The following is a 14719-nucleotide window of genomic DNA, read 5'->3' on the forward strand; positions in this document are numbered from 1 at the left end:
TGGCTTTGCTAGGAAAGCTCAATAGCAAACAGCATAATATGAAGATTATTCGCACATTAAATTCTCTTTGTTTTCAAATCAAAAGCCGGTAAAGATAAGTGCCAGCGGATAGCACTCAGACGAATGATTAGCGTGCTGAACATAGCGAACAACACCGATGTCATGCTATCCATGCCGACAATGATGCTTAAGGTATAACAGATCCCTCCAACGATGGAAGCGGTTGCGTAAATTTCTATTCGCAATACCATTGGAATTTGCCGACATAACAAATCACGGATAACCCCCCCCCCAACAGCGGTTATGGAGCCCATTACCACAGCAACCATACTTGATAATCCTAGTGATAAGGCTTTTTCTGCACCAATGACGGTAAACACGGCTAAGCCTAGTGCATCTGCAATAGGTAAAGCATATGTAGGTATTCTATGGGGTTTACGCACTAAAATTAAGCACATTATGACCGTCGCAAGAATGACAATAATATAGTTAGGATCGCGTATCCAAAATACTGGTGTAGCGCCTATTAATGCATCGCGCATACTGCCACCGCCAATTGCAGTAACAAAAGCTAATACGATAACGCCGAATGGATCCATACGATATTTACCCGCCGCTAACACGCCCGCAATTGCAAATACAGAGGTACCACATAAATCTAAAAAGTAGATCCACTGATTCATTTACTTAACTCTTCGAGGTGAATAGTGAGTGCATCAACTGAAATCCGGATCTCGATTACCGATAAAATTAATGAATACAGTAACAATAATAGACTCAATCCAAAGACTATTGAGCCTATTTGATTAAAGCCGATATAAATCAGAATCATACATAAAACGCAAAACGCAAAGCTGCTGACACCGGTTTCTTGCATTTTACGGATGATAATAATGCGTTGGCGTAAGTTTTTAATTTGATCACCTTGCACAGGTTTTTTGTCATTGCTTAATTGACGGATCAATGCAGCCAATGAAAAAAATCGATTAGTGTAGGCCAGCAATAGCAATGAAATAGCCGGGAACAGCAAAGCTGGTGTCGTTAATGATACATGTAAATTGTTGAACAAAATGACATTCCTAAAAAGGTCTGCAAGCAGGTAAGAATCAATATCGAGTGACGATAAGTTTTTTGTTACCAAGATGTAAGCCGCATGTCGACATGATTGTCTCATGTTAACAACTGACTATGACATTAGGTCGTAACAGGTCTATATCAAACGGGCATAGATCCATTATCGCTAAATGATAGCCTGTTTAAAACAAGATTTATATGGTTTACATAAATCTTAATCCGGTCCAAATAAGCGGCAGTAGCAAGGTTAAGCTGATCCAAAAGAGGTTGGCCGTATGAGTTATCGTTATGGCTTGACTGATGTGGCGATGATCAGGCAAAGGGCCGGATTTTACCTTAGGTAAATCAACCCGAATGGATTTGCCGTTTTCAATAAATTGCTGTGGACCTCCAAGTTCTATTTTCAATAATTTAGCCGCCAATGCATAACTGCTGTAATAATTATTTAACTGATTTTTATCCGCTTGGGTCGATATTGGCTGCGATAAAATAGACCTAACACCCAGTTGACCAAACTGAATGGCTAATGAGCAATGCCATAACACGGTGGGAACAAAAAAAATCACTCGATTAAACTGACCGACAAAACGAGAAAAAATATGAAAATGTGGATGATACGGAGGCCAGCAATATTCTAATTGTCTTAACATTCGCACGACTAACGCCATCGTAGCCCCGCCCAAGCTGAAAAATAAGATAGTGGCTAAGGTGCCATAAATCGGAGTGGTAAACAGTTTTTCGATAGTGGTTTTGCTTAAACCCACTATCGATAGCACTTGGGTGTTTTGACTCACCCAAGGCGAGAGTAATTGCTTGGCCTCTTGTTTGTTGCCGGTGTTTATTGCAGCGACCACTTTTTCTGCCACGGGCTTAAAAGCAGAATCACATAAACAGAAATACAAAATGAGCAGTTCAAAAAACCATGGGTAAGCGGCAAAACTGAGTGAAAAACTGACGATAATCCCGCTAGGCACAATCAAAATCAACGTGGCTAAAATCCCGGCGGTAAGTTGTTGACTCATAGTTCGCTCAGGGTGATTCACTTTAGCGGCTATCAGTGTGGCTAAGCGGTTGAACCATAATAAGGGTTGCAGATCTCTGGGAATAGGGGCAAATCGTGCCAATATTAAGGCACAAAATAAAATACAACAGCTTTGCAGTAACCCACCATCTTGGCTAAGTAATTGAGGATTGAATAATTGATTGACCATAGGGACTCAATAGCTTGGCTGTTGTTGATCTATCGGACTTCGTTTGCTCTGCTCAGGTACTATGCAGATTATATAACCTGAGCAGAGCCTAGATGGATTATAGCTGTTGTAACAGTGCGATAACCATCATGGCAGAATGCAAACCCGCTTTTATAATGTAAGAGTCAAAATCAACCGGTGAGTCATTATTGGCATTGTCTGATAAAGAACGAATAACCACAAATGGGATCTTAAATTGGTGACAAACTTGCGCAATCGCCGCACCTTCCATTTCACAGGCCGCCATTGTTGGGAAGTTTTCGAGCATTACTTTAGTCCGCACCGGATCACAAATAAAACTGTCGCCAGTACAAATTAATCCTTCAATGGCGTTGACTTCACCTAACGACGCCACCGCTTTTTTAGCGGCAGTCACTAAGGTGCTATCGGGCATAAATGCTGCTGGTTGTTGTGCCATTTGACCCATTTCATAGCCAAAGGCAGTCACATCGACATCGTGATGGCGCACTTCCGATGAAATGACAATATCACCAATGGCAAGGGTATCAACAAAGCCGCCAGCAGAACCGGTATTAATCACATGAGTAGCGGCAAATTTTTCTATCAATAATGTGGTCGCGATGCTGGCAGCCACTTTACCGATCCCTGAACGTGTAACGATCACTTCTTTACCGGCAATGTTACCGCTAACAAATTCGATCCCAGCAATAGTACTATGCACTGGCGCGACGATGGCTTGGATTAAATGAACAACTTCTGGCTCCATTGCGCCAATAATACCGATTTTCATGAGTGAACCTTAACTGAATGAGCAAATACGAAAGGGCATTAATATATCACGAGCTCGATAAATTAGTGAAAACCCACAATGAATAGTTGGCGGACTGGTTGGCTATTTATACATTCATTCAGTTGTTGGGTTAAATTTCAGCCACGATACAACATTAGTATTGATTTACTTTGGCACAAGCAGTTACTTTTTCGTGGTGAAAGGCATCCACAATAATCCGCTTAGCCATGCGTTTTGTTTTGCATTGGGGTAATCCGTTAACCCAATATCAATTTGGTTATCGGTTTTGCTGGCATCACTAGTATAGGTGCCAAACAAGCGGTCCCACCAAATAATACTAAAACCAAAGTTAGTGTTACTTTCGGCCATAATTTGGCTGTGATGTATCCTATGGAGCGCTTGGGTCACAATGACATAACGAGCCACTTTTTCCAGTGGTTTGGGTAAACGGATGTTGGCGTGGTTAAAAATTGCAAATCCATTAAGCAAGATTTCAAACAGTATGACGGCCTCAGCAGATATCCCTAATAACATAATCGCCAGAGCTTTAATGCCAAGACTGGCGATGATTTCAAATGGATGAAAGCGCAGCGCGGTAGTGCTGTCGACCAGCCGATCTGCGTGATGCACTTTATGTAAGCGCCACAATAAAGGAATGCGATGAAATAGCCGATGTTGCCAGTAAATAAGCAGATCGAGTAACAGTAGGCTTATGGCAATATTTGCCCAATGCGGCAGGCTAATATAATGCAATACTCCCCATTGCTGCTGCGTGGTATACAGGGCAAAACCTGCTAAACCCAGTGGCAGTATTAATCTTGCCATCACAGAGGCAATGACTAATAAGCCAAAGTTGCCAAACCAGCGTGTTGCCATGGTGGCAGTTTGTGGGGTTTTAGCTAGGGTTCTTGCGGGGAATAGCAGTTCTAGACCCATCATCAATGCAAGAATTGTTATAAACACGCCTAATCGGATTGCCGCCATTTCATCTATCATATTCTAGGCTCCTCAATGGCCGTTTCCTTAACGGCAGGTTTGTTAGCTTCAATTTTCTTTGAGCCTGATTCTTTAACGGTATGATTCTTCAATGTGTGATAACCGCCATGTATACGAGTAAAAATGGTAATCGCGCCTAAAAATGCAAAACTGTATGCCAGTTCTGGGAAATAGGCTGGCCATAAACAAAAGGCGACAAAAAAGGCGATGGTTTCTGTGCCTTCGGTTAAGCCATTTAAATAATAGAAACTCTTATTGGCAAATTGTGGTCGAGGCAGATTAAGCTGCTCTGCTGGTATCGCAAAAGCCAAAAAACTTGAGCCGGTACCAATAAATACGGTTAATAAAACCGCTGCGGCTAGGGCATTTTCATTAGGGTTGGCTAAGGCAAATCCTAATGGGATGGCGGCGTAAAATACAAAGTCGACGCAAATATCTAAGAAACCGCCTGCTGCGCTGGTGTGTTTTTGATAGCGCGCGAGGGCGCCATCAAGGCCATCAATAATACGATTGAGGGCAATAAAAAATAATGCCGTATACCACTGCTGCATTACGAGAAACGGCACGGCCAGCATTCCTAAACCAAAACCGACTAATGTCAATTGGTCTGGGTGCACTTTTTGCTTAGCGAGTAACACCACTACCGGGGATAATATTTGTTTAATCACTGGCGTAATAAATTTATCTAACATGGGTCGTTTCCAATTAAGTTGTGGTTTATGTCAAATCAGTGGCTTATATAAATTTAGTTCATATCGTTAACCATAAGGTTAATGACATCAGTACCCTTTATCAAAGTGAAATCACTTTGCCTTGGGCGGCGTCCGCATCGGTTTGATCGTGCGTTACCATGATGGCGGGTAACTGATGTTGGCGTATTTGATCAAACACCAATTGTCTGGTTTCTTGGCGTAATTGACTGTCGAGTTTACTAAATGGCTCATCCAATAAAATGGCTTTAGGTTGACTCAGTAATACGCGTAACAATGCCACTCTTGCTTGTTGGCCGCCAGATAAACTTTGCACACTCCGTTGCTCTAACCCACCCAGACCCACTTGGGTTAATGCTTGGCTAATGGTAGTTTGTCGCTGTGCTTTAGGCCCTTTGGGCATAGCAAAACTAATGTTACCTGCCACGGTTAAATGTGGGAACAGCAAAGGGTCTTGGTACAATAAACCAATACGGCGTAAATGGCTGGCGGTATCAGTAATGTGTTGACCATTTAAGTACAGCTTTCCCGTAGCGTGAAAGCCTTTTGGTAACATACCGGTTAACCAGTTTAACAAGGTCGATTTACCGCTTCCAGACGGTCCCATGATGGTGAGGATTTCACCGCCTTGAATGGTTTCATTTAATGATAACAGCAACTGCTGTTGTCGATATAAGGTTAGATCATCAATGGATAGCGAAGGGACTTCCTCTGAGATCACCGTTGAACGAGTTTGCATTAGTTTCCTTATTCGCGATGTCTAAATAGCATTTTTGGCAGTAACCATGCCAGTAAAAAACCAAGGGCAGGGAGGGCCATTTGCACTAATGCATACACAGCACTGGTGCGACGACTGCCGCCATTGGCGAGCGAAACCGCTTCGGTAGTAATGGTATTAATGCGCCCACCCCCCGCCAGTAATGTGGGTAAATATTGACTAAAACTAATGGCTAATCCTAATGCGCAGGCAATCAAAATAGGCGCTAGCAACATAGGCAGTTTAATTTGCCAGAATATTTTTGCTTCGCTCGCCCCCAAACTGGCGGCGACGGTGCTAAAGCGTGGGTCTAAACGGCGGTAGCTACTGGACAGCGACAAAAACACATAAGGCAATACAAACAACAGATGCGCTAGCACCACATTGATGAAGCTGTGATGGCTGTTGATTTGCTCCAATAACCACACCAAACCAAATAGAAACGCAATGCTGGGGATAAGCAGGGGTAAATAAATGATCACACTGCTTAATCTCGACACCATTTTACCTGTGTATTGCTCAGCCTCCAGAGTAAATAAGGTCAAAATGATTGCCAAGCTGGTGGCACAAACACCAATCAAAACTGTGTCTAGTAATGGCGTGTGCATTTGTTGTAATGCCGACTGCCAATGTAAACTGACAAATTGTTGCGGCAATACCGTAGGGAAATGCCAGAAACCGGCAACAGACCATAACATCATGCCGATTAATGCCAAACCAATGGCACTGATTATCACCACAGTAAGCACATGAGTGATGTTTTGCATAATGGCGCCAGCATACTCACGTTGGCCGTTGATAAGCATGGTTTGGGAGGCTTTTTTTATTAGTTTTTCGAGCAGCCACCAACTCAGTAGCAAGAGTAATGTCAGTACAATTTGTAATATGGCGCCTGCTGACGCTTTTATTCGTAAGCTTAAGTCAACATCATGGAACCACTGCATAATGGCAACGGCAAGTGTCGGTGGGCTATTAGGACCCAAAATTAATGGAATTTCGACACTGGCACTGGCATAGGCGAGCACGGCCAATATCGGTAAGCGTAAAAACGGGTATAAGCTCGGTAACACCACTTTGAAAAAAGCGGTCATTGGGCAATAACCTAGGCTTAATGCCACTCGATGTTGAGCGCGCAAGGTATGACCTAATTCGGGTTGTGCTAATACCCCAAGTGCCATCAGTAATAGAAAGGGGAGTTCTTTTAGCGTCAGCCCAATAATAATGCTCAGGCCCATCGCATCGTGAGGATACAGCCAATCAGGCGGTGCATCCCATCCGCTTAGCCAAGGTGACACAATCCGAGATAACATGCCCGATGGGGTAATTAAAAAGCCAATTGCAATTGCGGCAGCCGCATGGGGGATGACTAAAATAGGCCCTAACAGTCGTTGAATATAGCCGAGCCAAGGGCTAGTAAAGTAACTGCCTAATATTAAAATGGTGATCACAAATGCCAGTAAGGTACTGATAAAACTGGTCGATACGCTGAGTAATGCCATATAGCCAAGACCCGGTGTTTGCCATAGATCGACAAAACCAGCCACGCTGAACTGAGTATGACCTAATACCGGAAACCAGCCAAAAGCAGGCAAAATAACGGCAATTAAGCCGCTCAGTACCGGGATCACCAATAACGCCATCATTAAATATGGACTGCTGCGCACTAAGGTTGTAAATCCACTGGTGGACGTCATCATCGCATTACCCCATAGCGTTGTAGCCACTGGGTTGCGATCACCTTGGTCCAGCTCGGATCCGGTTCGCCTAATGCTGGGCTACTCTCTTGATTAGCCATTTGGGCGCTAGGGTGTGACTGGGTTGGCGGCTGAAACGACGCTTGTTGCGCAGCCGGTAATGGCGATATTACGTATGGACTGCTGCGCACCAGTGTTTTAAATCCACTTGCGGATGTCATCATCGCATTACCCCATAGCGTTGTAGCCACTGGGTTGCGATCACCTTGGTCCAACTTGGGTCCGGTTCGCTCAATGCTGGGCTACTATCTTGGTTGGCGATAATGGCACTGGGGTGAGACTGGGTTGGCGGTTGAAACCAGGCTTGTTGCGTTGCTGGTAATGACGATATTACGTATGGACTGCTGCTCACCAGTGTTTTGAATCCACTTGCGGATGTCATCATCGCATTACCCCATAGCGTTGTAGCCACTGGGTTGCGATCACCTTGGTCCAACTTGGGTCCGGTTCGCTCAATGCTGGGCTACTATCTTGGTTGGCGATAATGGCACTGGGGTGAGACTGGGTTGGCGGTTGAAACCAAGCTTGTTGCGTTGCGGGTAGTTGCGATTGTGCGATGACACTGGTATCGCCCCATACGCTAGGTTGTTGTTTTTTCGCTTGAGCCTCTGGGCTGAGTAAAAAATTAACCGCCAGTTTAGCGCTGTCAATATGCGTCGCATTATATGGAATGGCAATAAAATGGATATTACTCAAGCTGCCATCACGCATGCGATAACTGCGGATGCTGTCTGGCAAGTCAAAGCGCGCCACTGCTGCTGGAACATCGGCGGCTGAAAAGGTAAATGCCAATGCCAATTCGCTATCACCCATTAAGCGGCGCAGCGCCATGCCGCTGGACATAAAGTGTTGGCCTTTACGCCATAAATTGGGATGTAATTTATCTAAATATTGCCAAAGCACAGGTAACAACAACGCTTGGCTTTGCGCTGTGGCAGGTTGATAAAGTAGATTTTTAATCGCCGCAGGTTGTGAACTATTGAGCACAATTAAGGCGTATTTTAAAAAGCTCATAGCCAAAAAGTCAGGCGGCTTAGGATAGGTAAATCGGCCTGGATGTTGTTGTGTCCACTGGCTTAACTGTGGCAATGTTTGTGGCGGCGTTTGGCTAACAAGATTGTCGTAATAAAAGGTTAACGCGGCTTTGCCCCAAGGTGCTTCCATGCCTAATGTAGGCACACCAAAGTCGCGGGTCATGGCAGGATTATTGTCTGGATCGGTTAAACTAAAGTTGGGTAATTGAGGCACCCAGTTAGGGGTGAGCAATTGATGTTTTGCCATCGCGGCAAAGTTCTCGCCATTAATCCACACGAGATCCACTTGACCATTATGGTCGTTAGCAGCGGATTTTTCTGCCAGTACGCGACTGACCGCTTCACTGGTGTCGGTCAGTTTTACATGATGTAATTTGATGTGATATTGCTGGTCAAGCTGATCCGCAACCCACTGAATATACCTATTGATTTGTGGATCGCCGCCCCAAGCATGAAAATACACCTCTTGATTTGCACCACGTGCTTCAATGTCTGACCATGCTGCTTGCTCATTGGTTTTGGCATAAGCCACACCAGCCCCAAAACTGGCGCATATAAAAAAGCCCAATGCGGTTGCTGCAACAATATGCAGTATAGCTTTAGGCCTTTTTATTAAAAAAATGATCTTATCGAGCGACATTAAGCGACCAATCATAATCTAAAAAATCGATATCCAATTGCTGCTTTTCTGCAGTAGTTTGAAGTGCTGGACTGAGCTTTAATGCGCTAGGATACAGTAATAAAAAGGCATCGATCGAATCCGCGCCGCCAAAGCCTTGGGTAAAATCTTCACCATACCATTTAAAAATGGCTGACAAATAGACCGTATCGCCTTTGGCGTAGTTTCGGCTGTTGTCGCTAAGAAAACGCTCAGTTTGTGCGTTTAGTTGCTGCTCAAGCTTGGCGCCTGTGTAAGCTTCTTCACGCAGCGCAGGGCAACCTATGCTGGCACAGTTTACCGCAAAATGAATTCTAGGCTCATTATATCGATCGCTACCGCGGATCAATTTATGTTCAATATCGTTGAGGCTGCGGGTTTTACCCAATAATGGGATAAAGCTTTTATCCCAAGGTGAGCTAAATAATCCGCCCAAGTCTTTGATGGAGTCGATATCAGGGTACTGGGTTAAGATAAGTTCAAGCGACCACGCGTTGTAAGCATTGATTAAAAATGCTAATTGTGACGATTTATCCCAAGCATCGAATTCAGTTTGAGTAATGTGACTGAGTTGTGTCAAATAGCCCTGCAATTTGGCATGGTCTTGTTGCATAGCAGAGTAATCTACCGCGCTACTGTGACCTTGGTTTATGGGTTGTACATGTTGGCTAACTAAGTACTGCCAGTCTTGGTGTAACGTCTGTTGCGCCGCTGCCGCTGCAACTTGGGTCGTAACCGATGGCTGCGATTCAGCGGCAAAACTCAGTGAGTTAAAAACAACAGCGAACATAACCACTGCAGTTGAAAATACCTTTACTATTTTATTCATCATGTTTTGCTCACTTACTGTTTGTGCCATTACTCTTGCCTATTCTGTGTGTACTCATTAATCAGTGTTGTCACACAATAGGCGTCAACTCATCTCTCTTTAGCTGACGCCATAATTTGTTAGCCTCTAAAGCATTGATGTTAATGGGCATATAGCTTCATCAACACTGTCTTTAAACCATTAACCACGACGCCATGTGTGGTATTTTTCTAACCAGCCCAGCACTGTTTCTGGCGCGTGGTTACGCTTCCATTCACCGGCGGCGGATTTGTTACCTTCAGCCCAAGTCGGGTAGCTGTGAATGGTGCCTAAAATTTTATTGAGTCCTAATCCGTGTTTCATTGCTAATACAAACTCAGCAATTAAGTCACCAGCATGCTCCGAGACAATGGTAACGCCTAAGATTTTGTCCTTGCCTTTAGGGGTGATCACCTTAATAAAACCGTCGGTCGCACTGTCGGTAATGGCTCGGTCTAATTCGGCAAAGTCAAACCGAGTGACTTCGTAATCAATGCCTTGCTGCTTGGCTTCGTATTCGTTAATACCGACACGGGCTACTTCTGGGTCGATAAAGGTGGTCCATGGGATGACGCGATAATCGACTTTAAACTTTTTAAATTGACCAAATAACGCATTCACTGCGGCATACCAGCCTTGATGAGCGGCCACATGGGTAAATTGGTACGGGCCAACAATGTCGCCTGCAGCGTAAATGTTGGGGTATAAGGTTTCTAAATATTCATTAGTAACAATGGTGCGATTGGTTTCGATGCCTAATGCTTCTAAACCGTAACCGTCTAAGCGGGCACTGCGACCGACGGCGCACAGAAGCTCATCGTATTCGATTGCCAGTTCTTGCTCTTGATGCTTGACGATAATGAATTTTTTATCATCACGCAGCTCACAACGCAGCGCTTGGTGCGAGGTTAAAATGTTGACGCCACTTTTTTGCAGCGCTTGGGTGGCAAATTCAGACACTTCAAGATCTTCTTTGATCATGATGCGATCGGCCATTTCAATTTGAGTCACTTTGGATCCTAAACGGGCAAAACTTTGGGCCAGTTCAGATCCAATTGGACCGCCGCCGAGGACCACTAATTTTTGTGGTGCGCTATCGAGTTTGGCAAATTCATCCCATAAAGTATCGCTGGTGACATAGCCGACTTCTTCAATGCCAGGTAACGGCGGCACAAACGGACGAGCACCCGTGGCAATCACAATACTGCGCGCGGTTAAGCGGCTGGTGTTGCCGTCTGGGTAGCTAATTTCTACGGTCCATGGGTCGACTAATTTAGCATAGCCTTTTACTACGTCGACACCTAAATTGGTGTAACGCTCAACGCTGTCGTGTGGGGCAATATCGGCCACGACTTGATGCACGCGTGCCATGACTTTTTTAAACGAAAACTCAGGGGTGATGTCTTCTAAACCATAATGATGGGCGTTTCTTATCTGCTGGGCTATCTTGGCGCTTTTAATGATCGCTTTACTCGGCACACAGCCATAGTTTAAGCAATCACCGCCCATTTCACCGGCTTCAATTAAGGTGACTTTGGCTTTCACTGCAGCGGCAATGTAGCTGGTGACAAGACCTCCTGCGCCGGCGCCAATCACAATCATGTTGCGATCAAATTTGGCGGGCTTGGTCCAGTTGCTGTATACGCGGCGTTTTTTGATCATATTAACAATCGCCTTAGCAATCAGTGGGAATAAACCTAATAGTGCAAATGACACAATCAGGTTAAATGATAAAATGTTCGCTAAACTGTCAATTTGTGCCAGTTGAGTTCCGGCATTAACATACACAAAGGTGCCCAAAAACATACCGACTTGGCTAACCCAGTAAAAGGTCCACGATTTAAACCCGGTGACGCCCATCAACAAGTTAATCACGAAGAACGGGAATATAGGCACTAAGCGTAAGGTGAATAAATAAAAGCCACCTTCTCTTTCAATGCCGGCATCAATGGCCGCTAAACGTTCAGGAAAGCGCTGCTTGATGGTATCTCGTAGCAAGTAACGTGACACTAAAAATGCCAGTAATGCACCAATACTTGAGGCAAATGAGGCAATAATTAATCCTTCAACTATGCCAAATAGTGCGCCTGAGGCAATGGTGAGAATGGCTGCACCAGGTAGAGACAATGCCGTCACTGCAACATACAGTAAAAAGAACCCGCCAATAACCAGCAGCGGCGATTGCTCGCGCAATTGGTCGAAATCATTCATTGAGCCTTTTAAGCCATCTAGGGTCAGTAACTGATGTAGGTCAAAATAGAAAAACAGACCCACTAATATTGTGGCAATGAGTAATAAAACAATTTTTTTAAACATAAACAATAGCCTTAAAATGAATGCTGTAAGGTAAGTGTGGCGTTAACCGGTAATTCAGGGAAAACCAAGGTCGAACCGAAATAACCGCCTTCAAATACTGGGCGCCAGTTCTGTTGATTAGTAATGTTATTCACGTCTAGCCTTAAACTTGTTTGCTCGCTAAAGTCATAGCGAGTGTTGATATTTAGCGTGTACTGATCGCGAATATACACAGTCGCTAAATAATCCAATGGGTAACTCTTGGTATATAGACCGGAGAAACCGGCTTTCCATTTCTCAGTAATGGACATTCCGCCATTAATTGTGAACGTTTGTTCAGGTAAGCCTTGTACACGGCGGTCAGACGGTGCAAATGAAGCGAAGTTTGGTGCGCCAATACCTGTGCCTTGAATGATATCGGGACGCGAGTTATCAAAGGTATCGGCCACTTGTACCGTATCTTGGCTACTGGCTGAATCATCATAACGAGCGTCTAAATAACTGTAGCCCGCGCTTAACCAAAATGGGTCGGCATCATAAAAGGCTTGGGCTTCAAAACCTTTAGTGCGAACGCCTGTGTTGCTGCCGTCACGATTTCGCAGACTGCGTTTTTGGTCAAACACTGCCCCGTCGATATACCAAGCACTGTCAGTGGGTGAATATTTAATGCCAATTTCAGTAAGGGTATTTTCGGTGGCAAAATTTTGGCTACTAATCTGGTTATTAGCGCCTAACGTCGTGCCGCCTGCCATGCTATTTGAGGTTGATTCGTTATAACTGGCGCTTGCATAGGTGGTGATATCGTCAGTAATGCGATAGCTCAAACTGATTTGCCCAGATTCAAGCATTTCACTTATCGAATCGCTGGCTGCAACTTGTTCTTGGGGGGCAATGGCATCGCGCGCATCTACATTATAAAAATCGGCACGATAACCTACGCTGGTTGAGAACTTATCGGTCCATTGGCTGTTATGTTGAATGGCTAGACCCGTTTGCCAACTGGTTGAGTCAGTGGTGTCAGATAATGAAAAATCGCCACTGCCATCTGCATTGGTATCGTATTGGGCGCCAGGTGACACAAACACACCAGGGCGCAGTTCAACTAGCCTTGCTTGCTGCTCAGCAGTAAGTGGAATACGGCGGTTTTCAATTGGACCGGTTAAGTCGATAGGTAAGTCAGCCTCGGTGGTAAATTGGCTGTAACCTAACACCTTGTTGTAGCGAATATCGACCGCAGTAATGGTGCTTTGGGCGTCATTCCACTCATAAGCCAGTTCCACTCTGTTTTGAGCGGTATCTGCACCATCAATGATTTCAACAAAACTGTTTTGAGCAATTTCTTCACGCTCTAAGTGTTGATAATAAGTGATGTTTTTAAGCGTGGCCTTATTACTTAGTTTACGCACATAAGTACTGTGGAGTAACAAGGTTTGCGCGTCATTGATATTGTCGGGATCGGTTAATACTTGGCTGCGATCTATCTCAACTAACCCGGTAGGCGATACGATGGCATTGGCGCCAGCAATAGTACTGCCATTAGGCTGTACACCTTGGCCAGTCACGTATAAACCGTTATCGATTAATGCTTGAGTCGGACGGTTAATCCCCGCGTTATCGGTAAACTCAACATCATAGTATTCGACATTAATGTCCCACGTGCTGACATCGTCCGGCAAAAATCTAAATGCGACAAAAATACTGTCGCTTTTAAAGCCTGAATAATCGTAGTAGCTGCCATTATCGATATGTTCTGCACTTAAGCGAACACCGCTTTGGTTGGCGACAATGTCGGTGCCAACATCTATTTGAGCTCGGTAATGATCCCAACTGCCGCCAGAGAGGGTGAGCTTAGTAAATTGCTCGTCAGTAGGCGCGACTTTAGAATGTATGTTAACAAATCCACCATTACGTTGGCTGGTGCCTAATAGCACTGGCGGCGCACCTTTTACCACATCAATTTGGTCGACTGCGTTAAATGACATAGGTACACCAAAGCCATTGTTGCCCGCTTGGCGACGCACACCATCTTGATATAACTCACCTAATTGGCCGCGAATTGTTGGCAAACTTGATGCACCAAAACCACTGGCAGAATAGCTATTAGGGCTGACCTTTTGAATGTCTGATAAGTCAGTAATATTAAGCTGGTCAATCATCTCACTTGTGATGGGGGTAACAGAGCGGGCAATATCTTTAAGTGCTATGCCATCGCCAAATGGGCCATCTACCGTGGTGTTTTTAGGTGATAATCCTTGGTCATTAATCGTTTTACCTGAAACGTGAATGACTTCTATTGACGTGTCTTCAGCCGCCATCGTAATCGATGAATACAAGGCGACGCTAATGGCTAGCGCAATAAGTGAGCGATTTTGGTGACGCTGAATAGACATAATATTTTCTGTAGTGATGAACATGGCTAAAGAGACCTTCTAATTAACGGTTTTATTTCAACGATGTTATGCCTATTTTTACAGTGTTAGACCTAAATGGCATAAATATATGTGCAACATAGTGCCGCTTGACTCGGTCAATTGGTGGCTGATGAAATTTTTCAATAAAAGATCAGTTTAGCCTATTAAAAGCTGATTAGTTT

Annotated in this window: 14 protein-coding genes; all 14 read right to left on the reverse strand. The window is 44.5% G+C overall.

What is annotated here, in order from left to right:
• Window positions 1-56: 56 nt before the first annotated feature.
• Entirely contained in the window at window positions 57-683 is a 627-nt protein-coding gene (locus EGC80_RS10090) for a trimeric intracellular cation channel family protein (protein WP_124012257.1), read from the reverse strand.
• Window positions 680-1069, reverse strand: a complete 390-nt coding sequence (locus tag EGC80_RS10095; RefSeq protein WP_101034505.1) for a DUF2721 domain-containing protein — start codon at window positions 1067-1069, stop codon at window positions 680-682. Before EGC80_RS10095 ends, EGC80_RS10090 begins: the two co-directional genes overlap by 4 nt.
• 208 nt (window positions 1070-1277) lie before the next feature.
• Entirely contained in the window at window positions 1278-2285 is a 1008-nt protein-coding gene (locus EGC80_RS10100; RefSeq protein ID WP_124012256.1) for a cobalamin biosynthesis protein, read from the reverse strand.
• Between the two features lie 97 nt (window positions 2286-2382).
• The gene (locus tag EGC80_RS10105) at window positions 2383-3075 is read right to left on the reverse strand and encodes a 5'-methylthioadenosine/adenosylhomocysteine nucleosidase (RefSeq protein ID WP_101034507.1); all 693 of its coding nucleotides are present in this window, start codon (window positions 3073-3075) and stop codon (window positions 2383-2385) included.
• Window positions 3076-3258: 183 nt separating this feature from the next.
• Window positions 3259-4071, reverse strand: coding sequence for a sterol desaturase family protein (locus tag EGC80_RS10110; protein ID WP_101034508.1), 813 nt, complete (start codon window positions 4069-4071; stop codon window positions 3259-3261).
• Complete coding sequence (locus EGC80_RS10115) at window positions 4068-4763, reverse strand: CDP-alcohol phosphatidyltransferase family protein (RefSeq protein WP_124012255.1); 696 nt, start codon at window positions 4761-4763, stop codon at window positions 4068-4070. The genes EGC80_RS10110 and EGC80_RS10115 overlap by 4 nt, the downstream gene beginning before the upstream one ends.
• Window positions 4764-4863: 100 nt before the next feature.
• Entirely contained in the window at window positions 4864-5520 is a 657-nt protein-coding gene (locus EGC80_RS10120) for an ATP-binding cassette domain-containing protein (protein WP_124012254.1), read from the reverse strand.
• Window positions 5521-5528: 8 nt separating this feature from the next.
• Window positions 5529-7235, reverse strand: a complete 1707-nt coding sequence (locus tag EGC80_RS10125) for an ABC transporter permease (protein ID WP_124012668.1) — start codon at window positions 7233-7235, stop codon at window positions 5529-5531.
• Window positions 7232-7456 carry a hypothetical protein gene (locus EGC80_RS10130; RefSeq protein ID WP_124012253.1) on the reverse strand — a complete coding sequence of 75 codons (225 nt, stop codon included), beginning with the start codon at window positions 7454-7456 and terminating at the stop codon, window positions 7232-7234. The genes EGC80_RS10125 and EGC80_RS10130 overlap by 4 nt, the downstream gene beginning before the upstream one ends.
• Window positions 7453-7677 carry a hypothetical protein gene (locus EGC80_RS10135; protein WP_206191823.1) on the reverse strand — a complete coding sequence of 75 codons (225 nt, stop codon included), beginning with the start codon at window positions 7675-7677 and terminating at the stop codon, window positions 7453-7455. Before EGC80_RS10135 ends, EGC80_RS10130 begins: the two co-directional genes overlap by 4 nt.
• A complete protein-coding gene (locus EGC80_RS10140) occupies window positions 7674-8966 on the reverse strand; it encodes an ABC transporter substrate-binding protein (protein WP_124012252.1) in 1293 nt (430 codons plus the stop codon). Before EGC80_RS10140 ends, EGC80_RS10135 begins: the two co-directional genes overlap by 4 nt.
• Entirely contained in the window at window positions 8953-9774 is an 822-nt protein-coding gene (locus EGC80_RS10145; RefSeq protein ID WP_124012667.1) for a DUF547 domain-containing protein, read from the reverse strand. Before EGC80_RS10145 ends, EGC80_RS10140 begins: the two co-directional genes overlap by 14 nt.
• Before the next feature lie 219 nt (window positions 9775-9993).
• Window positions 9994-12147: an FAD-dependent oxidoreductase gene (locus EGC80_RS10150; protein WP_124012251.1), complete on the reverse strand. Its 2154-nt coding sequence runs from the start codon at window positions 12145-12147 to the stop codon at window positions 9994-9996.
• An 11-nt stretch (window positions 12148-12158) separates the two neighbouring features.
• Window positions 12159-14441, reverse strand: a complete 2283-nt coding sequence (locus tag EGC80_RS10155; protein ID WP_233768654.1) for a TonB-dependent receptor — start codon at window positions 14439-14441, stop codon at window positions 12159-12161.
• Window positions 14442-14719: the final 278 nt, after the last annotated feature.

The organism is Shewanella psychromarinicola, from assembly GCF_003855155.1.
GTDB classification, from domain to species: Bacteria; Pseudomonadota; Gammaproteobacteria; order Enterobacterales; family Shewanellaceae; genus Shewanella; species Shewanella psychromarinicola.

Excerpts from the sequence above, each read along its gene's own strand:
- EGC80_RS10135 (WP_206191823.1), bottom strand. The coding sequence starts at position 7,677 with ATGATGACATCCGCAAGTGGATTCAAAACACTGGTGAGCAGCAGTCCA.
- EGC80_RS10140 (WP_124012252.1), bottom strand. The coding sequence starts at position 8,966 with ATGTCGCTCGATAAGATCATTTTTTTAATAAAAAGGCCTAAAGCTATA.
- EGC80_RS10120 (WP_124012254.1), bottom strand. The coding sequence starts at position 5,520 with ATGCAAACTCGTTCAACGGTGATCTCAGAGGAAGTCCCTTCGCTATCC.
- EGC80_RS10125 (WP_124012668.1), bottom strand. The coding sequence starts at position 7,235 with ATGATGACGTCCACCAGTGGATTTACAACCTTAGTGCGCAGCAGTCCA.
- EGC80_RS10145 (WP_124012667.1), bottom strand. The coding sequence starts at position 9,774 with ATGTTCGCTGTTGTTTTTAACTCACTGAGTTTTGCCGCTGAATCGCAG.
- EGC80_RS10110 (WP_101034508.1), bottom strand. The coding sequence starts at position 4,071 with ATGATAGATGAAATGGCGGCAATCCGATTAGGCGTGTTTATAACAATT.
- EGC80_RS10150 (WP_124012251.1), bottom strand. The coding sequence starts at position 12,147 with ATGTTTAAAAAAATTGTTTTATTACTCATTGCCACAATATTAGTGGGT.
- EGC80_RS10090 (WP_124012257.1), bottom strand. The coding sequence starts at position 683 with ATGAATCAGTGGATCTACTTTTTAGATTTATGTGGTACCTCTGTATTT.
- EGC80_RS10130 (WP_124012253.1), bottom strand. The coding sequence starts at position 7,456 with ATGATGACATCCGCAAGTGGATTTAAAACACTGGTGCGCAGCAGTCCA.
- EGC80_RS10115 (WP_124012255.1), bottom strand. The coding sequence starts at position 4,763 with ATGTTAGATAAATTTATTACGCCAGTGATTAAACAAATATTATCCCCG.
- EGC80_RS10155 (WP_233768654.1), bottom strand. The coding sequence starts at position 14,441 with ATGGCGGCTGAAGACACGTCAATAGAAGTCATTCACGTTTCAGGTAAA.
- EGC80_RS10100 (WP_124012256.1), bottom strand. The coding sequence starts at position 2,285 with ATGGTCAATCAATTATTCAATCCTCAATTACTTAGCCAAGATGGTGGG.
- EGC80_RS10105 (WP_101034507.1), bottom strand. The coding sequence starts at position 3,075 with ATGAAAATCGGTATTATTGGCGCAATGGAGCCAGAAGTTGTTCATTTA.